This is a genomic window from Rhizobium sp. AN5 (genome assembly GCF_900215255.1).
Classification (GTDB): domain Bacteria; phylum Pseudomonadota; class Alphaproteobacteria; order Rhizobiales; family Rhizobiaceae; genus Agrobacterium; species Agrobacterium tumefaciens.
In genome coordinates, this window is record NZ_OCMJ01000004.1 from 425,515 (window position 1) to 451,462 (window position 25,948).

Genomic DNA, 25,948 nt, shown 5'->3' on the forward strand with positions numbered 1-25,948 from the left:
CCTTCAGGCCGTTTGCGTCAGCGCGATCAGGCCGAAGCTCAAGATTCCAAGCAGCACGAGTGAGAGGCTGGCGGCGACGATGACCTTGCCGCCGGCATGGCTAAGGCTGCGAATATCGACCGACAGACCAAGTGCCGCCATCGACATGATGGTGAGAATGTTGGAGAGCGAGGCGAGGGGGCCTAGCAGAACCTCGGGAATGAGGCCGAAGGAACGGGCCATGATCATCAGCACGAAGCAGATGATGAACCACGGAACCATCTGCTGCAACTTCAGCCGTCCCTTGCCGGACTGGCCGTGGATAACGGAGAGGGCAGCAATGACCGGCCCCAGCATCAGGACGCGTATGAGCTTGACGATTGTCCCGGTCTGCACCGCAACGGCACCGAGCGGGGCGGTGGCAGCTAGCACCTGCGGTACGGCATAGACCGTCAGGCCCGCGAAGATGCCATATTGGGTGGCATCAAGACCAAGAAGTTGCGGCAGAAACGGCATCAGCAGAACGGCGGCGACACCGAGAACGGCTGTAAAAGCAATCGAGGCGGCGACATCTTCTGGCTTGGCGCCAATGGCGGGCGCTGCCGCCGCGATAGCCGAATTGCCGCAGATGGAATTGCCGCAGGCGATAAGGGTTGCGAGTTTGGGTGGCAGCCCCAGCATCCGCCCGGCGGCATAGCTGAAGATCAGCGACAGGGCGACGATGACAGCGATGCCGCCGATCAGCAAACCGCCGGCGCCTTTGAGAATGGCAAGGCTCAAGGATGCGCCAAGAAGCGCCACCGCAATTTCGAGCAAAGTCTTGGCACTGAACTTGATGCCGGCCGAAGCAACCGCCGGCAGCGACACCAGCGAACGCAAAAGCGTACCGATCAGAATAGCCAGCACCAGATCGCCGAGCCATGCATGCCCGGCAAGCCGCACCTGAAAGCGTTCCGCCAAAATGGCAGCGCAACTGACCGCCGCGCAAAGCAGAATGCCCGGCAGAAGCGGGGTCAGCGAGCGAAGAGAAGACTGGAAGGGATGAGTGAGGGTGCGATGCTGTGCCATGGTCAGAGAATGCCGCAGCTGCCTGTTTTATTCTATCAAATAATATGGCATATATTATTCGTTAAAATCGAATGAAAAAGCCATGACCTTCGAACAACTGCGTATTTTCATCGCCGTCGCGGAACGCGAGCACCTGACAAGGGCCGCGCAGGCGATCGGTTTGACCGCCTCGGCCGTCAGTTCCGCTATCAAGAACCTCGAGGCATTTTACAATGTCGAGCTGTTCCATCGCGTCGGCCGCAATATCGAATTAACCGAAAGCGGACGGGTGTTTCTGGGGGAGGCCAGGGCGACCCTTGCGCGTGTGCGCAGCGCGGAACTGATTCTTTCCGAAATGGGCGGCCTGACGCGCGGCGAAATCACCGTCTGCGCCAGCCAGACCATTGCCAGCTACTGGCTGCCGCCGATCCTGATGCAATTCAAGAAGCTATATCCGGGCGTGACGCTGAAACTCGATATCGGCAATACGAAAACGGTAACGCAGGCCGTGCTCGATGGGCTTGCGGAGGTCGGCTTCATCGAAGGCAAGATCGACGAGCCAGCGCTTATGGTCCAGCCGGTGGTATCCGACAAGCTTCTGGTCGTCACCGGCTCCGCCCACCCCTTCGCCGACGGCCGTTATCTCACCGCCCTCGATATTCTGTACGGAACGTCCTGGGTGTTGCGCGAACAGGGCTCCGGCACCCGCTCCGCCTTCGAGGCGGCGGTGCGGCAGATGGGTGTCGACCCGGCAGATCTTTCCGTGATGCTGGAACTGCCCTCCAACGAGGCCGTGGTGATGGCGGCACGCTCCGGCGGCGCGGCGACGGCGGTTTCCGCTTCCGTCGCTTCCCTGTTCTTACGCCAGGGATTGTTGGTCCGCGCTGGCATCGATCTGCCCGCCCGCAATTTTGCTCTGCTGCGCCACAAGGAACGTCACACCAGCCGTGCCGCCATGGAACTGGAACGCCTCAGCCGCGCCGCCTCGGAGGACTACAAGGCCGGTCTTGCTGGTTTGTAGGTCGAAAGGCTGCGCGGCATTATCTGGATCGCGGCGCGGGCGAAGCCTATCACGTCAGTTCACGCGCAACGACGTGATGAACGATTCGATAGTCCCTGCTTTCCTCTCCCAACGGAGCGAGTGGCCATTCCCATGCGGCGGCCGGCGCGGACAGATCGATGCCATGCAGCAAGTCCTCGTGCTGGTGCACGCTGCCGTTTTTGCCGATAACGTCAAAGGATGTGTCCGTTACCAGACACACCTTGCAGGGAAGTGCGGCCAGCGCATCCAGATGCGTCTGAATGAGTATCGGCAAAAGGTCATCAGGCCCGCCGGAAATCTTCTCCCGCTCCAGCCGATGCCGCGCGCCGGTGCCGATCTGTGACAGGAGGTTGGCCGAGACGACGAAATCCAGATAGGGCACCCGCCGCAGGAACTCGAGCGGTTCCGGTTCTTTACCGGCAACGATATCGTCAAAACCGGAAAGATCGCGGTTGACGATGCGCACATTCTTTTTGGAATTGAAGCGCAGCTTCGCCTGCACGCTGGCAATATGCACCAGATCGACCAGAACCACGGTATCGAACATCGCCACCAGGGCATCGTATGGCACGTCGCGCAGCAGACCCGACCCGAGCACCACCGCCGTCCGTCTCTGTTTGAGTTTTCTCACCGATTGCAGCACAAATTGCTGGCTGTTGCTTTCATGCTCCGCCCATGCTGTGGCGCAGCGGTTGGCGCGCGCCCATAGATTGACGGAATAGCGGATATGCGGCCGAAAAGGTTTCGGCGTGGCCGCCCGTGTGGCGGCATATTGCAGGGCTTCGAGGATCATGGATGCCTAACGGTAAATTTCGCGGCGATGGCCGATTTCCACCACCAGCACGACAAGCTTGTGGTCCTGTATATCGCAGATGATACGGTAATCGCCTACCCGGTAACGCCAGAAGCTGCCGAGTTCTGAGCCTTGCAGGGCGGCACCTGTCTGGCGGGGATTGTCGAGCGCCGCTACTCTCTCTTGAAGGAAAGCGCGGATACGCTGACGGGTCTGCGGATCGATTTTCCGCATCTCTTTCTGGACAAGAACATCGTATTCAGTTGTCCAGATCACGCCAGAACTCCTCGGCGCTTACCACCTTTGATTCACCGCGCTGGATGCGCCGCGTCGCCTCTTCAGCAAGATAGAGATCTTCCATATCCTCGATATGTTTCTCAATCGCCTCGCGGATATAGTAAGCGGACGTACGGCCCGTGCGCTCGGAAAGCGCTTTCAGCCGTTCATAGGTCTCGTCCGGCAGGCGGATGGCCGTCTGTTTGCTCATTGCTTGCGCCCTTTTCGACTAAAATGGGATACATGCATCCCATATAGCATTGTTTGCCCCGTGCGGCCAGTAGAACCAGAGGCTTTGCGGCTTGCCGCACCGGGCTTCATCATCTAATACACCGGCATAATTTCAGGAAAATATCGGATCGGCATCATGAGCGAAAAAGCAAAAAAGCCTCAGAAACTGAAAGCCCGCCTGCCGCGTGGCTTCGTGGATCGTTCTGCTGCCGATATCCATGCCACCAATGAAATGATCGACAAGATCCGCAAGGTCTACGAGCTTTACGGCTTCGATCCGGTGGAAACCCCGCTGTTTGAATATACCGATGCGCTCGGCAAATTCCTGCCTGATAGCGACCGTCCGAACGAGGGCGTATTTTCGCTGCAGGACGATGACGACCAGTGGATGAGCCTGCGTTACGATCTCACTGCACCGCTTGCCCGCCATGTCGCGGAAAATTTCAACGAAATCCAGCTGCCCTACCGTACCTATCGCGCCGGTTATGTGTTTCGCAATGAAAAGCCCGGCCCCGGTCGCTTCCGCCAGTTCATGCAGTTCGATGCCGATACGGTCGGTGCTGCCGGCGTGCAGGCCGATGCCGAAATGTGCATGATGATGGCCGATACGCTGGAAGCGCTTGGTATTGCGCGCGGTGATTATGTCATCCGCGTCAACAACCGCAAGGTGCTGGACGGCGTCATGGAGGCCATCGGCCTTGGTGGCGAGGAAAATGCCGGTCGTCGCCTGAACGTGCTGCGCGCCATCGACAAGCTCGACAAGTTCGGCCCTGATGGCGTGAAGCTGCTGCTCGGTCCCGGCCGTAAGGATGAGTCCGGCGATTTCACCAAGGGTGCGGGTCTCGGTGAAGAGCAGATCGAAAAGGTTCTGTTTTTCGTCGGCATCAAGGATTATGCGGAAAGCGCCGATGATCTCGCAAAACTGGTTGCGGGCACATCCAAAGGCGCGGAAGGCGTCGATGAACTGAACATCATCGGCTCTCTGGTTTCCGGTGCCGGTTACGATGCGACGCGTATCAAGATCGATCCCTCCGTCGTTCGCGGCCTCGAATATTACACCGGCCCTGTCTATGAGGCTGAACTGACCTTCGACGTCACCAACGAAAAGGGCGAAAAGGTCGTGTTCGGCTCGGTCGGCGGTGGCGGCCGTTATGATGGTCTCGTCTCTCGCTTCATGGGTCAGCCGGTTCCGGCCACGGGCTTTTCCATAGGCGTCTCGCGCCTGATGACTGCGCTCAAGAACCTCGGCAAACTCGGTCAGGTCAAGCCGCTCGCCCCGGTTCTCATCACCGTCATGGATGGCGATGTGGAGAGCATGGGCCGTTACCAGCGCTTCACGCAGGCGTTGCGTGCCGAGGGCATCCGCGCCGAAATGTACCAGGGCAACTGGAAGAAATTCGGCAATCAGCTGAAATATGCCGACCGTCTCGGCTCCCCCATCGCCATCATCCAGGGCGGTGACGAACGTGCCGAAGGCGTGGTGCAGATCAAGGATCTGATCGAAGGCAAGCGCCTGTCGGGTGAAATCGAGGACAATGCCAGCTGGCGCGAAGCGCGCGTGGCACAGATTACCGCGCCGGAGACGGAACTGGTGGCGAAGGTTCGCGAGATTCTGGAACATCATGCAGAGGACGTTCGCCGCGCCGCTGAAGGGCGCTGAGGCGATGGCGATCCTCGCGCTCGATCACCTTCAACTGGCGATGCCCGTCGGCCGGGAAGACGAGGCGCGCGCCTTTTATGGCGACCTGCTCGGCTTTGCGGAGCAGGCAAAACCCGTCAATCTGGCGGCGCGCGGCGGATGCTGGTTCTCATCTGGACCGATAAAACTCCACCTCGGCATCGAGCAGGATTTCAGACCCTCCAGGAAAGCCCATCCTGCCTTTCTGGTAGACGATCTCAGTATCCTGCGAAAAACACTTGAAACTGCAGGCTACCATGTGGTTGAGGATGAGCCGCTCGAAGGATATCACCGGTTTTATGTCCTTGATCCCTTCGGAAACCGCATCGAAATGATGCAGCCGCTCGAACCGTGACGAAAAGTACTGTTCCATGCCCCTGATCGACATGCCGGAATTTGCCGGAGAGCTACTGGAAGAATTCGCCGCGCGGCGCACAAGTCGTGTGAACACGCCTGTCATCCAGCCTGCCGAACCGTTTCTGGATATGGCGGGCGAGGATTTGCGCCGGCGTATTTTCATGACGGAGAGCGAGACAGGTGAAAGCCTTTGTCTGCGCCCGGAATTCACTATTCCCGTTTGCCTGCGCCATATCGAGACGGCGACCGGTACGCCGAAGCGTTACTCCTATCTGGGCGAGGTCTTCCGCCAGCGCCGGGAGGGTGCGAACGAGTTTTATCAGGCTGGCATCGAGGATCTCGGTGATACCGATATCGCCGCTGCCGATGCCCGCGCCGTGATTGATGCAACCGCCATCCTGAAACGCCTGCTGCCTGGCCGTTCGCTCGCCGTCACGCTGGGCGACCAGCAGGTGTTCGAGGCAGTAGTTGCAGCGCTCGGCCTGCCGCTTGGTTGGCAGAAACGGCTGGTGCAGGCTTTCGGCGATATGGCGCAGCTGGACGCGCTGCTGGAAAGCCTTGTCCACCCCAAGCCCATGACCGGCCTTGACGCGCGGGTCGCCGGACTTCTGGCAACGGGCGAAGAGGCGGTGCTGGTCGATTATCTCGACACGGTAATGCAGGAAACCGGCTATTCCACCAATGCCAGCCGCTCGCCGCAGGAAATCGCCCGCCGTCTGCGGGAAAAGCTGGCGCTTGCCGCCACGCGTCTGCCGGATGAGAGTTTCGAACTGCTCAAGCAGTTTCTGGCCCTGCAGGCGCCCTTGCCGCAGGCCTCGCAAGTTCTGGCCGATTTTGCCGCAAAGGCGAAGCTGAAACTGGACGGCGCGCTTTCCGCTTTCGATAAGCGTGTCGCGGCCCTTGGGAATGCCGGTGTCGATCTCGAAACAGTCAGCTACGGCGCGGCCTTCGGCCGTCCGCTCGATTATTATACTGGCCTCGTTTTCGAGGTGATGGAAGAAGGTAGCGATAGCGTTCTGGCCGGCGGCGGCCGTTTTGACCGGCTGCTGACGCTGCTTGGCGCGCAGGAAAAAATACCGGCCGTGGGCTTTTCCCTCTGGCTGGATCGCATCGAAACGGTGCGTGGGAGCGATAAGCCATGATCACCATTGCCTTGCCCTCAAAGGGTCGGATGAAGGAAGACGCCTCCGCCGTTCTGGAACGCGCCGGGCTGAAGGTTGCGGCTGTCGGTAACGACCGGTCCTATCGCGGCCGCATCGAAGGGCGCGACGATATCGAGATTGCCTATCTCTCAGCCTCCGAGATCGCCCGCGAAATTGGTGCTGGCAGCGTGGATTTCGGCGTGACGGGTGAAGACCTGGTGCGAGAGGGGCTGACCAACGCCGATGCGCAGGTGGAATTCTGTGCCCGCCTCGGTTTCGGCCATGCCGATGTCGTTGTCGCCGTGCCGGAAATCTGGCTCGATGTGGACAGCATGGCCGATCTCGGCGATGTGGCCTCGGAATTCCGTGCCCGTCATGGTCGCCGTTTGGCAATCGCGACCAAATACTGGCGGCTGACGCAGCAGTTCTTTTCGCGCCAGCACGGCATTCAGCTTTACCGTATTGTCGAAAGCCTTGGCGCCACCGAAGGTGCGCCGGCGGCAGGGCAGGCGGATATCATCGTCGATATCACCTCCACCGGCTCGACGCTGAAAGCTAACCACCTGAAAATCCTCTCCGATGGCATCATCGTCCGCTCGGAGGCCTGTTTCGTGCGCGCCCGCAAGCCGGAGCACGAAGGTGATCCGGCGGTTCAGGAGATCGCGGCGCGCATAAAAGCGGCTGTCTGAAAGCATAAAAGAAAAAAGCCGCCGGATCGCTCCGGCGGCTTTTTTCTTGCTCAGCCTGTTGGCTCAGGCGCGGGCGGTAACGAAGCCGCGCTTTGCGTCGACGGAGTAGGCGCCTGCACCGAACGTTGCGAGCAGGATATAGGCGCCGGCAAGGGTAATGTTCTTCATCAGCATGATGCCGTTCAGCGTGTTGATCCAGCCGAGAGCAGGCTCAGGCCAGCCGGGAACGGCAACGGTGCCGCTGTGGAATACGAGACCGGTGAACACGCAGAATGCTGCAAGCGCCCATGCGGCGATCTTCGTCTGGAAACCGGCGAGAATGGCAAGACCGGCAACGAGTTCGAACAGGCCAGCAAGATAGGCAAGCGCGGTTGCGGCAGGCATGCCGGCGCCCGAGATCATGCCGGCAGTGCCAGCCGGATCGGTGAGTTTGCCGAAGCCGGAATAGATGAAGATGAAGGAAAGCAGAATGCGGGCGATGAGAACGAGAGCGTTCTGGCTGCTGGACATGGAGTATCTCCGGTAAGTGATCGGCGTGTCGCCGGTTAAACTGCAAGGTGATGTCTGGAGATATCAATGACCGAAAATCATGCATCTATAAAGATGAACAATAGAAGACAAATTGTCTTCATTTTGTGAACGACCAATAATGTCGTTCAATGACATTGAGCGCGCATCCTGCTTGAACGGGACCATCCGACTCGATCTATCTAATTGTTTTAACAAATTTTCCTGACATAAAGCCGCTGCGCAGTTTTACTGGAAACACGCTAGGCGGCGAAGCGCATATCCTCGAAACGCGGAAACAGGAAGAGCCCCGAAATGCGCCCTTGCTGGCCGATCTCAAAACCCGAGGATTCGCCCATGCAAATGAGCGGCTGCCGCATTGCCGGCAGGGTGAACAGGCCGGTGGAAAAGCAGAAGCGTGAGGGTGCGGCGGAAGCCTGTTCGAAAATTTCGAGCACGCGGTCGTGGTGACCCCGATCATAACAGCGGATCAGGCTGAGCAGGCCACACTCGCCCTGCGGCAGGCCATGCATGAAAGATGCATGTTCGCCAAGCTTGATGACGCCGCTCGAAAGATCGCCGCTCCATTCCTCCGAAATAAAGAAATGCGACAGGGTCTGAGTATCCGGCATGGTTGTCGCGGCCGCAGGCAGAGCATCGTTGCGTCTTGATATTTCGAACAAATCGCGCCCCCGCATGAACATCGTACCAGCGCTGCAATCTCAAGCGTCGCTGCCAAGTTGATTTTTCATCGCCATCCGCATTCGAGCGTGCTTGCCAAGCATCGAACCCCTTCAATGCTTGCATCCCGCCGCGGCACCCTCACGGGCGCTGACTTATAGTTTATTTTCTTCTACCCACAACAACCTGCCAGAGAGAAAATCAAAAATAATATGTATTCCTTCATCGTAATCGCCAAATATATGAAAAAAGACAACTAAATGTCGTGCTTATAAACTGGAGAGGGCGAAAATCCGCCCCATCGGCAATTGTGATTCGCCTCTATCGGCATCCGATTATTGCACGCGCTGCCAAAAACAAGCCGGCTAAAGTTACCGCTGTTTCAAAAAGAGACAATATTTTTTTAAGCCCGTTCCCGGCAAGTGAAGATATCGCGCCAGCCTTCACAAGGGGCATGGGCGGGACCAAAAAAAGGCGACCCGAAGACCGCCCTTCGCAATTCCAGTGACAGGACTGATTAGAAGTCCATGCCGCCCGTCTGGCGCGCTTGCGACGCCAGACCGCTAAAAGGGCATGGGCGGCAACGAAAAAAGGGCGATCCGAAGACCGCCCTTTCGTATTCCAGTGACAGGACTGATTGGAAGTCCAAGCCGCCCGTCTGGCGCGCTTGCGACGCCAGACCGCTAGAAGGGCATGGGCGGTAACGAAAAAGGGCGATCCGAAGACCGCCCTTTCGTATTCCAGTGACAGGACTGATTAGAAGTCCATGCCGCCCATACCGCCGCCAGGCATCTGGGGCATTGCCGATTCCTTCTTAGGAAGTTCGGCGATCATGGCTTCGGTGGTGATCAGCAGCGAAGCAACCGAAGCTGCGTTCTGCAGAGCGGTGCGAACAACCTTGACCGGGTCGACGATGCCGAGCTGGATCAGGTCGCCATATTCGCCGGTCTGGGCGTTGTAGCCGTAGTTGTCTTCGTTCCGGTCGAGGATCTTGCCAACAACGATGGAAGCTTCGTCACCTGCGTTTTCTGCAATCTGGCGAACCAGAGACTGCAGAGCCTTGCGGACGATGTTGATGCCGGCTTCCTGGTCGTCGTTCTCACCCTTGACGGTGATCTTCGTGGAAGAACGCAGCAGGGCAACGCCGCCGCCCGGTACGATGCCTTCCTGAACAGCAGCGCGCGTCGCGTTGAGAGCGTCGTCGATGCGGTCCTTCTTTTCCTTCACTTCAACTTCCGTCGAACCGCCAACGCGGATTACGGCAACGCCGCCAGCGAGCTTGGCAAGACGTTCCTGCAGCTTTTCGCGGTCGTAGTCGGAAGTGGTTTCTTCGATCTGCGCCTTGATCTGGGCAACACGGCCTTCGATGTCGGACTTCTGGCCAGCACCATCAACGATCGTGGTGTTTTCCTTGGAGATCGAAACCTTCTTCGACTTGCCGAGCATGTCGAGGGTAACGCTTTCGAGCTTGATGCCGAGATCTTCGGAAATGACGGTACCACCGGTCAGGATGGCGATGTCTTCCAGCATGGCCTTGCGGCGGTCGCCGAAGCCAGGAGCCTTGACGGCAGCGATCTTGAGGCCGCCACGCAGCTTGTTGACGACGAGCGTTGCAAGGGCTTCGCCTTCTACGTCTTCAGCGATGATGACGAGCGGCTTGCCGGTCTGAACGACAGCTTCGAGAACCGGCAGCATGGCCTGGAGGTTCGAAAGCTTCTTTTCGTGCAGCAGGATGTATGCGTCTTCGAGGTCCGCAACCATCTTTTCCGGGTTGGTCACGAAGTAAGGCGACAGGTAGCCGCGGTCGAACTGCATGCCTTCGACGACTTCGAGTTCGGTTTCAGCGGTCTTGGCTTCTTCAACGGTGATGACGCCTTCGTTGCCGACGCGCTGCATTGCTTCAGCAATGTCGAGACCGATCTGACGCTCGCCGTTTGCAGAGATCGTGCCGACCTGTGCAACTTCTTCCGAAGTGTTGATCTTCTTGGCCTTGGCCTGAAGGTCCTTGACGACTTCAGCAACGGCCAGATCGATACCGCGCTTGAGGTCCATCGGGTTCATGCCGGCAGCAACTGCCTTTGCACCTTCGCGAACGATGGCCTGGGCCAGAACCGTTGCGGTGGTGGTGCCGTCACCGGCGATGTCGTTGGTCTTGGAGGCAACTTCGCGAACGAGCTGTGCGCCCATGTTCTCGAACTTGTCTTCCAGTTCGATTTCCTTGGCGACCGAAACGCCGTCCTTGGTGATGCGCGGTGCGCCGAAGGACTTGTCGATAACGACGTTACGACCCTTCGGGCCGAGGGTGACCTTCACTGCATCAGCGAGAATGTCGACGCCCTTGAGCATCTTTTCGCGCGCTGTGCGGCCGAATTTGACTTCTTTGGCTGCCATTTTCAAAACTCCTGGTTTCGAATGGCCGGACGGGGTCCGGCTTGAAATTTAAGGAAACGATGGGTTCGGCGAAATCAGCCGATGATACCCATGATGTCGGCTTCCTTCATGATCAGAAGGTCTTCGCCGTCGAGCTTGACTTCGGTGCCCGACCACTTGCCGAACAGGACGCGATCGCCAACCTTGACGTCGAGAGCGACGACCTTGCCGGCCTCATCGCGAGCGCCGGAACCGACGGCGACGATTTCGCCTTCCTGCGGCTTTTCCTTGGCGGTATCGGGAATGATGATGCCGCCCTTGGTCTTTGCTTCGGACTCAACGCGACGAACGACGACGCGATCATGAAGCGGGCGGAAATTGGTGCTTGTCATTGCCTAATCCCTCGATCAAATGACTTCAGGAACCTTTTGAAGGTTCACGTGATGGGTGTTAGCACTCCTCTTGTTAGAGTGCCAGCAAAGCCGAGATAAGGAGGCGTCCCCCCGGAGTCAAGAACGCACTGCCGGAAAAATTTCACGGCCTATGGTTACCAGCGTTCCATGACAGAAAATTTCCACGCTCTGACGGGCGCGGACAAATCGCTCTTTTTCAGGCAACCTTCGTTTTCGGCGTAGAGGGGTTTTATGTTCGGATGGTGGCCGGTGGGCCGGAGGCAGGCCTGGCACCGCTTTTTTCCTTGCCATCGGCGTCCTGCTTTGCCATGTGACGCACACCCTTTTTTCGCACCCGGAAAGCATATCATGGCCCATCGCATTCTCACCCTCGGCGAAATCACTGATGGGTTCGACGTTGTTCTTTCGGATGTCTGGGGCGTGCTGCATAATGGCGTCAGCGCTTTCCCGGATGCGGCGGTTGCGCTGCACGACGCGCGCAAGGCCGGCAAGACCGTGGTGCTCATCACCAATTCGCCGCGTCCGGCCCCCGGTGTCATCGCCCAGCTTCGCGTTCTCGGCGTGCCGGATGAGGCCTATGACCGCATCATCACATCGGGCGACGTCACCCGCGGCCTGATCGCGGAAGGCCCGAGAAAAGTCTTCCTGCTCGGCCCCGAGCGGGACATGCCGCTGCTGGAAGGTCTCGATGTCGAACGGGTCGGCGAGGCGGAAGCGGAATCCGTCGTCTGCACCGGTTTCTTCGATGACGAGACGGAAACGCCGGAAGACTATACGGAAATGCTGAAAGGCTTCATCGCCCGCAAGGCGCCGATGATCTGCGCCAACCCCGATCTGGTGGTGGAGCGCGGCGAGCGCATCATTCCCTGCGCCGGCGCCATGGCCGCATATTACGAACAGCTTGGCGGCGAAGTCCGTATTGCCGGCAAACCGCACGCGCCGATCTATGAAGCCTGCCTTGCGGCGGCGAAAGAAGTGCGCGGCGATTTCCCTAGGGATCGCGTGCTCGCCATTGGCGATGGCATGCCGACGGATGTGAAGGGCGCAATTGCGAGCGGCCTAAACCTTCTTTATATCAGCGGCGGCATTCACGCCGCCGAATATACGCTGAATGGCCAGACGGACGAGGCGCTTCTGAACGCCTATCTGAAGGGGCAGGGTGCGGCTCCCGGCTGGTGGATGCCCCGCCTTGCCTAGGAAACGTCTGGCGTAAGCCGGCGTAAAAAATGGATCGACTGCAATGACCGTCTTTCATCGCAATGAAAAAAAGGAGCCGCTGCCTGAAGGCTTGCGCGGCGGCGTCATCGCGATCGGCAATTTCGATGGTGTGCATCGCGGCCACCGCGCCGTTCTGGACCGTGCGCTGGAACTGGCCGAGGCGCGCGGCGTACCGGCACTGGTGCTGACCTTCGAACCGCATCCCCGTTCCGTCTTCCGCCCTGAAACGCCGGTCTTCCGCCTGACGCCTGCGCCGTTGAAGGCACGTATTCTCGAGGCCATCGGCTTCCGCTCCGTCATCGAATACCCCTTCGACCGCGAGTTTTCGCAGCGCTCGGCGGAAGAGTTCGTCAATTCCATTCTGGTCGACTGGCTGGGCGCCAGCGCCGTCGTCACCGGCTTTGATTTCCATTTCGGCAAGGGCCGCGAAGGTGGCCCGGCATTTCTGATGGCGGCCGGCAAGCGCAACGGCTTCGACGTGACGCTCGTGGATGCCTTTCGCGACGAGGGCGCGGATGTCGTCTCCTCGAGCCGTATCCGCTCGCTTCTGTGCGAAGGGGATGTGGCAGGTGCAGCCGGACAACTCGGGTATCGTTTCACTGTGGAGAGTGAAGTCATCGGCGGCCAGAAGCTGGGGCGGACGCTGGGTTACCCGACGGCCAACATGGCGCTTTCACCCGAAACGGAGCTGAAAGCCGGCATCTATGCCGTGCGGTTCCGCCGCCCCGACGGGGCGATTTACGATGGCGTTGCAAGCTTCGGTTACCGCCCGACGGTCACCGATAACGGTGCGGCACTTCTGGAAACCTACGTCTTCGATTTTTCCGGTGATCTCTATGGTGAGGTCTGTTCGGTATCCTTCTTCGGGCACCTGCGTGACGAGCTGAAATTTGACGGCTTGGACCCTCTGGTCGCGCAGATCAGGCGGGACGAGGAAGAGGCGCGGGCGATGCTGTCAGGCGTACGGCCGCTCAGTGAATTGGATGCGAAGATAGCATTTTGAGCGGGCAGATAATCCTGTCCCGGATTGTCGTCGCTTTTCACTTCCTTTTTGCCGGAAAACCGCATAAACAACCGGCCATGTCCCAATACCGGTTGCTGTTTAAAGTTCAGATAGGCCGAATTATTGGCCCGGCCTTCCGCCCGCTCTGAAGAGCCGGAAGGTCCGGGATTTTGGCGCTCGCCATGGCATTTGACATGGCGCTTTCCGTATTTGCCCTCTTTGAAATTGAGACGGCGCGACCGACACGGCGCGCAACAACGGTACAATTATGAGCGACACCGCAGAAAAATTCGACTATTCCTCGACCCTCTATTTGCCGCAGACGGATTTCCCGATGCGTGCCGGCCTGCCGCAGAAAGAACCGGAAACGGTGAAGCGCTGGCAGGAAATGGGCCTGTATAAAAAGCTCCGCGCCTCCGCCGCCGGTCGCGAGAAATTCGTGCTGCATGATGGCCCGCCCTATGCCAACGGCAACATCCACATCGGCCATGCGCTGAACAAGATCCTGAAAGACGTCATCACCCGCTCGTTCCAGATGCGCGGTTTCGACGCCAATTACGTGCCCGGCTGGGATTGCCACGGCCTGCCGATCGAATGGAAGATCGAGGAAGCCTACCGCGCCAAGGGCAAGAACAAGGACGAGGTTCCGGTCAACGAGTTCCGCAGGGAATGCCGTGACTTTGCGGCTGGCTGGATCAAGGTTCAGTCGGAAGAGTTCAAGCGTCTTGGCATCGAGGGTGACTTCGACAATCCCTACACGACAATGAACTTCCACGCCGAAGCCCGCATCGCCGGTGAACTCCTGAAGATCGCCAGAAGCGGCCAGCTCTATCGCGGTTCCAAGCCGATCATGTGGTCGGTTGTCGAGCGCACGGCGCTGGCGGAAGCCGAGGTCGAGTATCACGACGTTGAGAGCGACATGATCTGGGTGAAGTTCCCGGTGAAGGATGCTGCGCCCGCTCTTTCCGGCGTCTCTGTCGTCATCTGGACGACCACGCCGTGGACCATCCCCGGCAACCGCGCCATCGCCTTCTCCTCGCGGGTCGAATATGGCCTGTTCGAAGTCGAAAGCGCGCAGAACGATTTCGGTCCGCAGCCGGGTGAAAAGCTGATCTTCGCCAGAAAGCTTGCCGATGAGGCTGCTGCCAAGGCGAAGGTGACCTTCAAGTTCGTGCGCGATGTGAAAGCTGAAGAACTGGCCGCCATCACCTGCGCCCATCCTTTGGCGTCGCTTGGCTACGATTTCCCGGTTCCGCTTCTCGATGGCGACCACGTCACCGACGATGCAGGCACGGGCTTCGTGCACACCGCGCCAAGCCATGGCCGCGAGGACTTTGACGTCTGGACCGCGCATCAGCGTGAGCTGGAAGCGCGCGGCGTTTCGCCGGCCATCCCGTTCCCCGTTGGCGATGACGGTTTCTACACCGAGGACGCCCCCGGTTTCGGCCCGTCTGCCGAAGGCGGTGCGGCCCGCGTCATGGATGATAACGGCAAGAAGGGCGATGCCAACGAGCGCGTCATCAAGGCGCTGATCGCGGCCAACAACCTGTTCGCGCGCGGCCGTCTGAAGCACAGCTATCCGCATAGCTGGCGCTCCAAGAAGCCGGTGATCTTCCGCAACACGCCGCAGTGGTTTGTCTACATGGACAAGGAACTCGGCGACGGCACCACGCTGCGCTCGCGTTCGCTTGATGCCATCGACCAGACCCGTTTCGTTCCGGCATCCGGCCAGAACCGCCTGCGCGCCATGATCGAAGGTCGGCCCGACTGGGTTCTGTCGCGCCAGCGCAGCTGGGGCGTGCCGATCGCGGTCTTCGCCGACGAGCAGGGTGAGGTTTTGGTCGACGAGGCTGTCAACGCCCGCATCCTCGAAGCCTTCGAGGCTGAAGGTGCGGATGCCTGGTTTGCCGAAGGCGCCAAGGAACGTTTCCTCGGCAATGACCATGACCACGCCAAATGGCAGCAGGTCATGGATATCCTCGACGTGTGGTTCGATAGCGGCTGCACCCATACCTTCACGCTGGAAGATCGCCCGGACATGAAGTGGCCGGCGGATGTCTATCTCGAAGGCTCGGACCAGCATCGCGGCTGGTTCCATTCGTCGCTGCTGGAAAGCTGCGCGACGCGTGGCCGCGCGCCCTATAACGCCGTCGTCACCCATGGCTTCACCATGGACGAGCAGGGCCGCAAGCAGTCCAAGTCTCTCGGCAACGTTGTTGCACCACAGGACGTGATGAAAGAGTCCGGCGCGGATATCCTGCGCCTGTGGGTCATGACGACCGATTACTGGGAAGACCAGCGTCTGGGCAAGGCCATCATCCAGACCAATATCGATGCGTATCGCAAGCTGCGCAACACCGTGCGCTGGATGCTCGGCACGCTTGCCCACGACAAGGGCGAGGAGATCGCCTATGCCGATCTGCCGGAACTGGAAAAGCTGGTGCTGCACCGCCTGTCCGAGCTGGATAAGGTCGTGCGCGATGGCTACGACGCCTTCGACTTCAAGAAGATCGCCCGCGCCCTGATCGATTTCGCAAATGTTGAGCTGTCGGCTTTCTACTTCGACATCCGCAAGGACACGCTTTATTGCGACGCGCCGTCGTCGCTGAAGCGCCGTGCATCGCTGTCGGTCATCGCCAAGCTGTTCGATTGCCTCGTCACATGGCTCGCGCCCATGCTGCCCTTCACCACTGAAGAAGCATGGCTTTCGCGCTATCCGGATGCGGAATCGGTACATCTCGCCCAGTTCCCGGAAATCCCGGCGGCGTGGAACAACGACGCGCTGGAAGCGAAGTGGGAGAAAATCCGCAAGGTCCGCACGGTCGTCACCGGTGCGCTCGAAGTGGAACGCCGTGAAAAGCGTATCGGCTCCTCGCTTGAGGCAGCCCCGGTCGTCCACATTGCCGACGCCGATCTTCTGGCGGCTCTCTCCGGGCAGGATTTTGCCGAAATCTGCATCACCTCCGCCATTTCGGTGGTCGGCGATGAAGGCCCTGCCGATGGCTTCCGCTTGCCGGAGGTCGCAAAGGTCGTCGTCGAGCAGAAGCTGGCGGAAGGCGCAAAATGCGCACGCTCCTGGCGTATCACCACCGATGTCGGTTCCGATCCGGACTATCCGGAGGTTTCGGCCCGTGATGCGGCGGCACTGCGCGAGCTTGCCGCGCTGGGATGATTTAGAGCTGCTGCGCATCGTTCCTGTCGAAAAATCGATTTCGAGTTTCGGGCCGATGCGCGAGGAAAATGGCCGGATGAATTGCGCTTTAGCTCTTCATCCGGTACACCTGCCTGAAAATGGCCGGATTTGCACGGCAATGCGGGCTACCGCCTGCCGAAAGACGATGTCTGGCGCAATGGGACGGACGGCTGGAAGGGTTTTTATGAAGACGATGAAGGCTTTTGGGCAGGATAACGCGCAGGGTTTGAGCATGGTTCGCACGGTTGCAGGTATCACGGCGATAGGCGTGCTGCTCAGCGCCTGCACGAGCCCGACCTATGGCACGGGCAAGACTGCGGCAGAACAGCTTGTAGACGACCTCGGCAACGCGACCTCGATCACCGGCAACGACCAGGAAAAACGCAACCTGAAATACAGCCCGCGTCCCGGTCTCGTTGTCCCCGCCCAGTCCCGCGCCGAGCAATTGACGACGCCCCAGCAGAACATGGCGAGCCGCGAAAACAACCCGCAATGGGTCGAATCGCCGGAAGAGACCCGTGAACGCCTGCGTGACGAGGCGGATGCCAACAAGAACAATCCGCATTACCGCTCACCGCTGCTTGCGGGCAACGGCACGGCCGGCCAGATGACCGAAAGCCAGAAATGGGAAGCCTTCCGCAAGGCCAAGGCAGATGCCCAGGGTGGCTCTGTCGTCAACGCCCAGCGCAAGTTCCTGACCGATCCGCCGCAGGAATATCGTAGCGTTCCGCAGGATCAGCTGACTGACCTCGGTGAGCCGGAGCAGAAGAAGGAAAAGCGCCGTAAGAAAGAAGCGGCGATGGCAAACACCGGCAAACCCTGGTGGAACCCCTTCTGATAAAATGAAGGGCTTATGGCCTGCGGGAAAGATTGCATCTCCCGCCGGCTGCTTATTCGTCGAGACGTTTCTCGCGAAAGAATTTCCGCAGAATTTCAGCACTTTCGCTTTCCGCCAGCCCCGAATAGACATCAGGCGCGTGGTGGCATGTCGGCTGGCTGAAGAAACGCACGCCACTATGCACCGCGCCGCCCTTCGGGTCTTCCGCACCGTAATAGAGACGACGGATGCGGGCAAACGAGATCGCCGCCGCGCACATGGTGCAGGGTTCCAGCGTTACATAGAGATCGGCACCGGGCAGGCGTTCCTGTTCCAGCGCCTCGCAGGCCATGCGGATCACGGCGATTTCGGCATGCGCCGTCACATCGTTCAATTCACGTGTGCGATTGCCGGAACGGGCGATGACGCGACCGTCCAGAACCAGGACTGCGCCGATCGGAACCTCCTGCCGCTCACCGGCGGCACGGGCTTCCGCCAGCGCCAGTTCCATGAAATGCATCCTTTCGGCCATTGCGTTTCAATTTCCTCTTAACCCTTGTGCTTGGACCTGATAGGACAGCCCAAACAACAGGCAAACAGCAAATGACTTTTAAAGACAAGCCGAAGCGTGACGGTGGCAAGACTTTTAGCCGCGACAAGAAGCCGAAAGGCACCGGCAAGCCCGCCGCAGAGCGTGAAAAGAAACCGGTAGAAGCCAAGGCGGCTCCGGTGCAGGAAGCCGTTATCGGCACCAAGCCAGAGCGCATTTCCAAGATCATGGCGCGCGCCGGCGTTGCCTCGCGCCGCGATATCGAGCGCATGATCATGGAAGGCCGCGTGTCGCTGAACGGCGTCAAGCTGGACACTCCGGTGATGAACGCGACGCTTTCCGACAAGATCGAAGTGGATGGCATGCCCATCCGCGGGGCTGAGCGCACGCGCCTGTGGCTTTACCACAAGCCCGCCGGCCTGGTGACGACCAATTCCGACCCGGAAGGCCGCCCGACCGTTTTCGACAATCTGCCGGGTGAATTGCCGCGTGTGCTCTCCATCGGCCGCCTCGACATCAATACCGAAGGCCTGCTGCTGTTGACCAACGATGGCGGTCTCTCGCGCGTGCTCGAACTGCCGACGACCGGCTGGCTGCGCCGCTACCGCGTGCGCGCCCATGGCGAGGTCGATCAGGCCGCCCTCGACAAGCTGAAGGAAGGCATTGCCGTCGACGGCGTGCTTTATGGCGCTATCGACGCGACGCTCGACCGCACCCAGGGTCACAACGTCTGGATCACCATGGGTCTGCGCGAAGGCAAGAACCGCGAGATCAAGAACGTGCTCGGCGCGCTCGGCCTTGAGGTCAACCGCCTGATCCGTATCTCCTACGGCCCGTTCCAGCTCGGTGATCTGCCTGAAGGCAAGGTGCTTGAAGTGCGTGGCCGCATGCTGCGTGACCAGCTTGGTCCGCGCCTCATCGAACAATCCGGCGCCAATTTCGATGCGCCGATCTACGATGCGCCTGTCGCCGACGATGAAGAAGAAAACACGCCCAAGCGCGCGCCCCGGTCCGAATGGGCAAAGAGCGACGCGCCGGAAGGCAAGCCGCGTTTCGACAGGGCTGCCGGCAAACCGGAAGATCGCCGCGAAAAGGCGCTCGGCCGTCTCGACACCAAGCGCGGTGACAAGCCAGCCGGCAAGTTCGGTGGCAAACCTGCCGGGAAATTCGGCGCGAAAACCCGTGGCGAAGAGGATGGCGAAGAACGCCGCCCCGCCCGCCCGCCCGCGGGCACCAGCCGCACGGCCAATGTCTGGATGGCGCCCGGCGCAAAGCCCACCCGTGATGGCAAGGAGCGGAAGTCTTCTGCCCGCGCGGAAGCGGAAAGCCTGTTCAAGAAGCCTTCCGCCCAGGCGGAAGCGCGCCGCAACGTCGTCAGGCATGCCGATTCCGAGGGCGAGTGGATCCGTTCGGATTCCCCGCGCGAAGAAGAAGGCGGTCGTGGACGTGGCGACGGCCCGCGCGGCGGAAAGAGCTTTGGAGATCGCGCCGGGAAATCCTTCGGCGACCGCCCGTTCCGTGACAAGCCGCGTGAAGCGGGAGATCGCCCGCGTGGCGACGGTCCTCGCGGCGAGAAGAGCTTCGGAGATCGCACCGCACGCGGTGGAAAACCGTTTGGCGACCGTCCGTTCCGTGACAAGCCGCGTGAGGAGGGTGATCGCCCGCGCAGCGACCGCCCACGCGGTGAGAAGAGCTTCGGAGATCGCACAGCGCGTGGTGAGAAACCTTTCGGTGAGCGTCCGTTCCGCGACAAGCCCCGCGAAGACGGTGATCGCCCACGTGGCGACCGGCCTTTCGGTGACAAGCCGAGAGGCGCAAAACCGGGTGGAAAACCCGGCGGCAGGCCCGCATCGGGCAAGCCGTCCTTTGGTAAACCGGGTGAACGTGGCGAACGTTCGGGTTTTTCAGGCAAGGGCAAAGGCCCCGGTGGCGGTAGCGGCCCCGGCGGCGGCAAGCCGGGCGGCAAAGGCCCGGGTGGCAAACCTTCTGGTGGCAGGGGAATGACACGTAATGCGGATCGTAGGCGGTGAGTTCCGCGGCCGAAATCTGGCCGCGCCGAAAACAAATTCCATTCGTCCGACAATCGACAGGACACGGGAAAGCCTCTTCAATATTCTGAGCCACGCCTATCCGGAAAGTCTTGACGGTACGCGCGTTCTGGACGTTTTTGCCGGAACGGGCGCGGTCGGGCTGGAGGCGCTTTCGCGTGGCTGTCGTGTGGCGCTCTTCGTCGAAAACGGCGTTGAGGGCAGGGGGCTGTTGTGGGAAAATATCGATGCGCTGGGGCTGCATGGGCGTGCCCGCATCCTGCGGCGTGACGCAACCAAGCTTGGCGGCGTCAACAATATCGAGCCCTTCGATCTCCTGTTCGCCGATCCGCCCTATGGCCAGGGCCACGGGGAGAAGGCATTTGCCGCTGCCCATGCTGGCGGCTGGCTGGCACCCGGTGCGCTCGCCATTCTGGAAGAGCGCGGCGATGTTGTGGTCAATGTCGAGCCGGTGTTCAAACCGCTCGAGAGCCGCATCTTCGGCGACTCGAAAATGCACTTCTACCGCTACGAGCCCTAGAGCATTTCCAGGAAGACGGCCCCCGGTTTCCGTGCGGAAATGCCGCAAAACAAAGAGTTAGAGTGTTTTCGCGATTTGAAGAAAAGCGAAAACACTCTGACGGCAGCACTTTCCCGTCACGTCACGGTCTTGTCTTGTTTGCCGAATAGGCAGAGGCTTTGCCGTGGAAAGGGTCTTGGGTATTTGGCATGGAGCAGGGTGTAAACGACAGCGTCACAATGGTTCACGCCGGGCAAGAGGCAATCGATGTCAGCCGCGAGAGCGGTCATGAGCCGACATTCGGCCTGGCGCTCGGCGGCGGTGGCGCACGCGGCATCTGCCACATCAACGTCATCGAGGCATTCGACGAACTAGGCATTCGCCCGGTCGCGCTTTCCGGCTCCTCCATCGGCTCCATCATCGCAGCAGGCATGGCGGCCGGCATGAGCGGCAAGGAAATCCGCGAATATACGCTTGAACTCATGGGGCGGAAGGGTTCGGTCGCCAACCGTCTCTGGAGCCTCGGCCCCGCATCCATGCGCCATGCGGTCGATGGTTTTCGTCTTGGCCAGTTCAATCTCGAACTCATTCTGCACGCCTTGATGCCGCAGGCCCTGCCGAAGGATTTTTCCGAACTTGCCATTCCCCTGAAAGTGGTGACCACGGATTATTATGCGCAGACCGAAGTGGTGGTGGAAACCGGCGAGATCATTCAGGCGCTGGCGGCTTCTGCGGCTATTCCGGCTCTATTCATGCCGGTGCGCGTCAACGGCCGCATCATGATCGATGGCGGCATCTTCAATCCTGTGCCCTATGAGCATCTGATGGATCAGGCCGATATCATCGTCGGCATCGATGTGGTTGGCGGCCCTGAAGGTGACGGCACCACCATGCCGAACCGGCTGGACAGCCTGTTCGGCGCCAGTCAGCTGATGATGCAGGCGGCCATTGCCCTGAAACTCAGATTGCGCCCGCCGCATATTTTTCTGCGCCCACCGGTGCACCGTTTTGGTGTGCTGGATTTTCTCAAATCGGAAGAAGTGCTGAACGCTTCCGCCGGGATCAAGGATGATCTGAAACGGCAGATCGAAATGCAGGTGGAACTTTTCCATCGCGGGCAGGGCGTGGAGGCTTGAGCGGTACTCCTTGAGTATTCGCTGGGGCGAGCGCGTGCCGCTTAGTGGGAGACTGCTATTTCACCCTCGTCTTCGTCCTCTTCTTCCTCGCGCTTTTCCACCTTGTTCTTCGGCTTCATCAGTGGCTCGGGCTTCACTTCGCGCACCGGCTTGTTGTGCAGCATCTGCCTGCCGGCGGCGAGCCCTTCCACGGCCTGTAGCTGCAATCTCTCCTCGTCGCGCTCGCGTATGTCGTCGGAAATGGCAAGCGCCCTTTCGCCGTCCATGTCCAGCCCTTCCAGAATGCGGCGGCCAAACAGCAGGCCGGATTCCAGCGTCTCGCGGATTTCGTATTCCACGCCCTTTTTCCTGAGGTCGAGGGAATGAATGCGGTCATAGGAGCGGGCATAGATGCGCACGCTTGGAAATTCCGACTGGATCATGTCGATGATGTGGTCGGTGACTTCCTTTTTATGGGTGCAGACCGCCACGAGATCGGCGCGCTCTATGCCAGCCGCGATCAGCACGTCCTTGCGTGTACCATCGCCGAAAAAGATGCGGAAACCGAAGCGGGAAGCCTGACGCACACGATCGGCCGAACTGTCGATGACAGTCACGTCGCGCCCACCGGCAAGCAGGATTTGCGAGGCGATCTGGCCGAAGCGCGAAAAGCCGATCATCAGCACATCGGCGCCAGCCCCGTCAAAATCCTCGTCCAGCGTGTCCTCATCGGCATCCTCTGCCGTCAGCCGGCGAGAAACCACTGCCAGTAGCGGCGTCAGCGCCATGGAAAGCGTCACGATGGCGACAAGGATGGAAGCCGTCGCCTGCGGAAACAGGCGGGAGGCGGCAGCAGTGGAAAACAGCACGAAACCGAATTCGCCGCCCTGCGCCAGCAGCAGCGCGATACGGCTCGATGCATAACGGGACGAACCGGCGATGCGGCACAGCCCATAGATTACGGCCGCCTTCACAGCCATCATCGCCGGCACGGCGATCAGGATGAGAAGAATGTGCTCGTAGACGATGTTGATGTGCAGCGACATGCCGACGGCCATGAAGAACAGCGCCAGAAACAGCCCGCGAAACGGCTCGATATCGGCTTCCAGCTCGTGCCGATAGGAGGATTCCGACAGCATCAGCCCGGCCAGCAGCGCACCCATGCCCATCGAAAGCCCAACCGCCTCCATGATGGCGGCCGCACCGATGACGACGAAGAGGGCGGCGGCGATCATCACCTCCCGCGCACCCGTGCGGGCGATGATCTGGAACATCGGCGTCAGCAGATAACGCCCGGCCAACACCATGCCCGCCACCGCGACAACGGAGGCGACGAGATCGTAGGCCATCGAATCCGTCGGCACGTCCGGGCGGTTGGAAAGAATGGTGACAAGGGCGAGAAGCGGTACGATGGCGAGATCCTGAAACAGCAGGATCGAGAAGGAGCGGTTGCCATGCCGCGTATTCATGTCGCCATCGTCTTCAAGAATTTGCAGTGCAAAGGCGGTGGAGGAGAGTGCAAGGCCGAAACCCGCAACGAGGCTGCCGCGCGCGTCGATCAGCCCGGCCCACCAGGCAATCAATGCCAGCACGCTGCCCGTCACCAGCACCTGCGCCAGCCCTAGCCCTAAAATATCGCGCCGCATCTGCCAAATGCGCGATGGCTTGAGTTCAAGGCCGATGATGAAGAGCAGGAAAACCACGCCCAGTTCCGAGACGTTGAAGATATCTTTCGCGTCTGTCACCAGATGCAGGAACGGCCCGATGACGATGCCCGCCACCAGATAACCGAGCACGGTGCCAAGGCCGAGTTTGCGGAAAATCGACGCCGCGATGACCGCGCCGGCCAGAAGCAGCAAGGGTTCGGAAAAGAGAGCGTCGTGCTCGGTCATGCTGGCTGACTTTCGAATATGGTGGCGACAAAGCCTTGTCGATGGAGAAAGCGACGTTTCGCCCTTGATGCGGGGTTGATGGCACAATAAATGGAACAGGAATGAAAGGCCAACTCATGTCCTCAGAAATAGATTCTTCCAAACTTCTCGATCGCGCCAGCGAGCTTGTCGATCTTGCCCGCGCTGCAGGCGCGGATGAGGCGGATGCCGTCGTCGTCCGCTCCCGCTCGCAATCGGTCGGCGTGCGGCTTGGCAAGGTGGAAAGTACTGAATCCTCCGAAAGCGATGATTTTTCGCTTCGCGTTTTCGTCGGGCGGCGGGTGGCGAGCGTTTCGGCCAATCCCGGCTTCGACCTGAAGACCCTGGCGGAACGGGCGGTGGCCATGGCGAAGGTTTCGCCGGAAGACCCCTTTGCCTGCCTGGCAGACAGGGAACGGCTCGCGACCTCCTACGACGATCTCGAGCTTTTCGATGCGACCGAGGTCTCTACAGATCAATTGCGTGAGGCAGCGCTCGCCTCGGAAGAGGCGGCGCTTGCCGTCAAGGGCGTCAGCAATTCTTCCGGTGCTGGCGCATCGAGCGGCATGGGCGGCCTCGTCCTTGCCACCTCGCACGGTTTTTCCGGCAGCTACATGGGCAGCCGTTTCAGCCGTTCCGTCAGCGTCATCGCCGGCGAGGGCACGAAGATGGAGCGCGACTACGATTTCGACAGCCGCCTTTATTACGCCGATCTGGATGCAGCCGAAGAAATCGGCCGCCGCGCCGGCGAAAAAGTCGTGCGGCGGGTCGGCCCGCGTCAGGTCGATACCGGCAGCAATATGACCGTGGTTTTTGATCCGCGCATCGCGCGCGGTTTCGTCGGCGCCATTGCCGGCGCGATCAATGGCGCTTCCGTTGCCCGCAAGACCAGCTTCCTGCGCGACAGGATGGGGCAGCAGGTTCTGAAAAAGGGCCTTTATCTGACGGACGATCCGCAGATCGTTCGTGGCCCCTCGTCGCGGCCCTTCGATGGCGAGGGTGTCCGGGGCGAGAAGATGACGATGATCGAGGACGGGGTGCTGAAGCATTGGTTCCTCTCCACCTCGGCAGCGCGTGAACTCGGCCTTGAAACCAACGGTCGCGGCGTGCGCGGTGGCACTTCGGTATCGCCGTCCTCAACCAATCTCGCGCTGGAGCCAGGCGATATTTCGCCGGAAGATCTGCTGAGGAACGTCGGAACCGGCTTTTACGTCACCGAACTGATTGGCCACGGCGCCAATATGCTCACCGGTGAATATAGCTGCGGTGCGAGCGGCTTCTGGATCGAGAATGGTGAAAAATCCTTCGCGGTTTCCGAGGTCACCATCGCTTCGAACCTGAAGGACATGTTCATGCGTGTCACGCCTGCTAACGATATCGACCGTAAATATGGTGTCGCAGCACCGACGCTTGCTATCGAAGGCATGACGATCGCGGGCAAGTGAGGCGACCTGCGGGTTGTTTTCGCCAGCACTTTGTGTGCAAGTGCGAAGGGAAAACAGGCGCGCCGTATGAGGCGCGCGGAAAAGACGGCAAAATGAACGATATGGCTGAGGCCCGCTGGGCTTCCGATTTGAGGCTGGTCCTCGAAGCCGCACGCAAGGCGGGCGAGACGGCCCTCGGTTTCTTCCGCAAGGACCCCGAGGTCTGGTGGAAGAATGGCGGGCTTTCACCGGTCAGCGCGGCCGATTACGCGGCAAACGAAATTCTCGAAACCATCCTGCGTACCGCCCGGCCGGAATATGGCTGGCTGTCGGAAGAGACGGATGACGATACGACAAGACTTGCCCGCTCCACCGTCTTCGTCATCGATCCCATCGACGGAACGCGCGCCTTCATCGGTGGGAGGGATACCTGGTGCGTCAGCGTCGCGGTGGTGCATGAGGGGCGACCGGTCGTTGCCGCCCTTGTTGCGCCTGCACTCGCAGAGGAATTCACCGCACTTGAAGGCGGCGAAGCGCTGAAGAACGGCAAGCCGATTTCAGCCGCCCGCGAAAACACCGGCGTCTTCCATCTGGCCGCACCGGAAGACGTGATTACGCATCTGCCGGAAGAGGTGCGCAGCACCGTCAAGCGCATTCCGCATGTGCCCTCGCTCGCCTACAGGCTGGCGATGGTGGCGGATGGCCGCATCGATGGAACGCTGGTCAAGGCGAACTCGCACGAGTGGGATCTGGCCGCCGCAGACCTTATCCTCGAAAGGGCAGGCGGCAGTTTGGTCGGACTTGATGGAAAACCCCTGATGTATAATCGCCGCGAGGTAAACCACCCCGCATTGTGCGCTGCAGCAGAATATGCGCTTCCCGCGCTTTTGAAAGCGTTTTCACATCTGTCCGATGGTTGACGTTTGCCGGGAAATCCCGCAGATGAGGGGCTCTCAGAGCTTAAGA

The 25,948-nt window shown here is 60.1% G+C and carries 24 protein-coding genes; 14 read left to right on the plus strand and 10 right to left on the minus strand.

Annotated features, from left to right (window positions below):
- Positions 1-3: 3 nt before the first annotated feature.
- Complete coding sequence (locus tag CRP02_RS14345) at positions 4-1,047, minus strand: YeiH family protein (protein ID WP_097171548.1); 1,044 nt, start codon at positions 1,045-1,047, stop codon at positions 4-6.
- Between the two features lie 82 nt (positions 1,048-1,129).
- On the opposite strand from CRP02_RS14345, the gene CRP02_RS14350 reads away from it, so the two are divergent.
- Complete coding sequence (locus CRP02_RS14350) at positions 1,130-2,047, plus strand: LysR substrate-binding domain-containing protein (RefSeq protein WP_004432220.1); 918 nt, start codon at positions 1,130-1,132, stop codon at positions 2,045-2,047.
- 49 nt (positions 2,048-2,096) lie between these two features.
- On the opposite strand, the gene CRP02_RS14355 is transcribed toward CRP02_RS14350, so the two are convergent.
- From CRP02_RS14355 to CRP02_RS14365, 3 genes are read right to left on the minus strand one after another with little or no spacing between them, the layout of a single operon-like run.
- Positions 2,097-2,861, minus strand: a complete 765-nt coding sequence (locus CRP02_RS14355) for a hypothetical protein (protein WP_097171549.1) — start codon at positions 2,859-2,861, stop codon at positions 2,097-2,099.
- A gap of 6 nt (positions 2,862-2,867) precedes the next feature.
- The gene (locus tag CRP02_RS14360; protein WP_097171550.1) at positions 2,868-3,137 is read right to left on the minus strand and encodes a type II toxin-antitoxin system RelE family toxin; all 270 of its coding nucleotides are present in this window, start codon (positions 3,135-3,137) and stop codon (positions 2,868-2,870) included.
- The gene (locus tag CRP02_RS14365; RefSeq protein WP_013635548.1) at positions 3,121-3,348 is read right to left on the minus strand and encodes a DUF6290 family protein; all 228 of its coding nucleotides are present in this window, start codon (positions 3,346-3,348) and stop codon (positions 3,121-3,123) included. The genes CRP02_RS14360 and CRP02_RS14365 overlap by 17 nt, the downstream gene beginning before the upstream one ends.
- Positions 3,349-3,504: 156 nt before the next feature.
- Here CRP02_RS14365 and hisS point away from each other — a divergent pair, with 156 nt between their 5' ends.
- The 4 genes from hisS to hisG are packed head-to-tail and all read left to right on the plus strand — an operon-like array spanning position 3,505 to position 7,234.
- Positions 3,505-5,028 carry a histidine--tRNA ligase gene (gene hisS / locus CRP02_RS14370; RefSeq protein WP_097171551.1) on the plus strand — a complete coding sequence of 508 codons (1,524 nt, stop codon included), beginning with the start codon at positions 3,505-3,507 and terminating at the stop codon, positions 5,026-5,028.
- Positions 5,029-5,032: 4 nt separating this feature from the next.
- Positions 5,033-5,401, plus strand: a complete 369-nt coding sequence (locus CRP02_RS14375) for a VOC family protein (RefSeq protein ID WP_097172782.1) — start codon at positions 5,033-5,035, stop codon at positions 5,399-5,401.
- 16 nt (positions 5,402-5,417) lie between these two features.
- Positions 5,418-6,545 (plus strand): ATP phosphoribosyltransferase regulatory subunit, encoded by a 1,128-nt coding sequence (locus CRP02_RS14380; protein ID WP_097171552.1) that lies wholly within the window; start codon positions 5,418-5,420, stop codon positions 6,543-6,545.
- Positions 6,542-7,234, plus strand: coding sequence for an ATP phosphoribosyltransferase (gene hisG, locus CRP02_RS14385; RefSeq protein ID WP_004432208.1), 693 nt, complete (start codon positions 6,542-6,544; stop codon positions 7,232-7,234). The genes CRP02_RS14380 and hisG overlap by 4 nt, the downstream gene beginning before the upstream one ends.
- Before the next feature lie 63 nt (positions 7,235-7,297).
- Here hisG and CRP02_RS14390 read toward each other — a convergent pair whose 3' ends face one another.
- From CRP02_RS14390 to groES, 4 genes are all read right to left on the minus strand, one after another.
- Positions 7,298-7,744: a DoxX family protein gene (locus tag CRP02_RS14390; protein ID WP_013635551.1), complete on the minus strand. Its 447-nt coding sequence runs from the start codon at positions 7,742-7,744 to the stop codon at positions 7,298-7,300.
- A gap of 260 nt (positions 7,745-8,004) precedes the next feature.
- Entirely contained in the window at positions 8,005-8,439 is a 435-nt protein-coding gene (locus CRP02_RS14395) for a hypothetical protein (protein ID WP_025592588.1), read from the minus strand.
- A gap of 739 nt (positions 8,440-9,178) precedes the next feature.
- Complete coding sequence (gene groL, locus CRP02_RS14405; protein ID WP_004432205.1) at positions 9,179-10,813, minus strand: chaperonin GroEL; 1,635 nt, start codon at positions 10,811-10,813, stop codon at positions 9,179-9,181.
- A gap of 74 nt (positions 10,814-10,887) precedes the next feature.
- A complete protein-coding gene (gene groES, locus CRP02_RS14410; protein WP_003494080.1) occupies positions 10,888-11,184 on the minus strand; it encodes a co-chaperone GroES in 297 nt (98 codons plus the stop codon).
- A 369-nt stretch (positions 11,185-11,553) separates the two neighbouring features.
- On the opposite strand from groES, the gene CRP02_RS14415 reads away from it, so the two are divergent.
- The 4 genes from CRP02_RS14415 to CRP02_RS14430 all read left to right on the plus strand — a co-directional run bounded on the left by CRP02_RS14415 (position 11,554) and on the right by CRP02_RS14430 (position 17,457).
- Positions 11,554-12,402 carry a TIGR01459 family HAD-type hydrolase gene (locus CRP02_RS14415; protein WP_097101638.1) on the plus strand — a complete coding sequence of 283 codons (849 nt, stop codon included), beginning with the start codon at positions 11,554-11,556 and terminating at the stop codon, positions 12,400-12,402.
- A 43-nt stretch (positions 12,403-12,445) separates the two neighbouring features.
- Positions 12,446-13,426, plus strand: a complete 981-nt coding sequence (locus CRP02_RS14420) for a bifunctional riboflavin kinase/FAD synthetase (RefSeq protein ID WP_004432194.1) — start codon at positions 12,446-12,448, stop codon at positions 13,424-13,426.
- Positions 13,427-13,694: 268 nt separating this feature from the next.
- Positions 13,695-16,598 (plus strand): isoleucine--tRNA ligase, encoded by a 2,904-nt coding sequence (gene ileS, locus CRP02_RS14425; RefSeq protein WP_097171553.1) that lies wholly within the window; start codon positions 13,695-13,697, stop codon positions 16,596-16,598.
- A gap of 205 nt (positions 16,599-16,803) precedes the next feature.
- Positions 16,804-17,457 carry a hypothetical protein gene (locus tag CRP02_RS14430; RefSeq protein WP_097171554.1) on the plus strand — a complete coding sequence of 218 codons (654 nt, stop codon included), beginning with the start codon at positions 16,804-16,806 and terminating at the stop codon, positions 17,455-17,457.
- Positions 17,458-17,509: 52 nt separating this feature from the next.
- On the opposite strand, the gene CRP02_RS14435 is transcribed toward CRP02_RS14430, so the two are convergent.
- The gene (locus CRP02_RS14435) at positions 17,510-17,968 is read right to left on the minus strand and encodes a nucleoside deaminase (protein ID WP_097171555.1); all 459 of its coding nucleotides are present in this window, start codon (positions 17,966-17,968) and stop codon (positions 17,510-17,512) included.
- Between the two features lie 71 nt (positions 17,969-18,039).
- Here CRP02_RS14435 and CRP02_RS14440 point away from each other — a divergent pair, with 71 nt between their 5' ends.
- From CRP02_RS14440 to CRP02_RS14450, 3 genes are all read left to right on the plus strand, one after another.
- Positions 18,040-20,016: a pseudouridine synthase gene (locus tag CRP02_RS14440; RefSeq protein WP_097171556.1), complete on the plus strand. Its 1,977-nt coding sequence runs from the start codon at positions 18,040-18,042 to the stop codon at positions 20,014-20,016.
- Positions 19,997-20,554, plus strand: coding sequence for a 16S rRNA (guanine(966)-N(2))-methyltransferase RsmD (rsmD, locus tag CRP02_RS14445; RefSeq protein ID WP_004432183.1), 558 nt, complete (start codon positions 19,997-19,999; stop codon positions 20,552-20,554). The genes CRP02_RS14440 and rsmD overlap by 20 nt, the downstream gene beginning before the upstream one ends.
- A 188-nt stretch (positions 20,555-20,742) precedes the next feature.
- Positions 20,743-21,669 (plus strand): patatin-like phospholipase family protein, encoded by a 927-nt coding sequence (locus tag CRP02_RS14450; protein ID WP_097171557.1) that lies wholly within the window; start codon positions 20,743-20,745, stop codon positions 21,667-21,669.
- 41 nt (positions 21,670-21,710) lie between these two features.
- Here the strand turns inward: CRP02_RS14450 and CRP02_RS14455 are convergent, their stop codons facing one another.
- Positions 21,711-23,540 (minus strand): monovalent cation:proton antiporter-2 (CPA2) family protein, encoded by a 1,830-nt coding sequence (locus tag CRP02_RS14455; RefSeq protein WP_097101650.1) that lies wholly within the window; start codon positions 23,538-23,540, stop codon positions 21,711-21,713.
- A 116-nt stretch (positions 23,541-23,656) separates the two neighbouring features.
- Between CRP02_RS14455 and CRP02_RS14460 the strand changes: the two genes are divergently transcribed.
- A complete protein-coding gene (locus tag CRP02_RS14460; RefSeq protein WP_097172783.1) occupies positions 23,657-25,003 on the plus strand; it encodes a TldD/PmbA family protein in 1,347 nt (448 codons plus the stop codon).
- 92 nt (positions 25,004-25,095) lie between these two features.
- Entirely contained in the window at positions 25,096-25,902 is an 807-nt protein-coding gene (locus CRP02_RS14465) for a 3'(2'),5'-bisphosphate nucleotidase CysQ (RefSeq protein WP_004432172.1), read from the plus strand.
- The last annotated feature ends 46 nt before the right edge of the window (positions 25,903-25,948 follow it).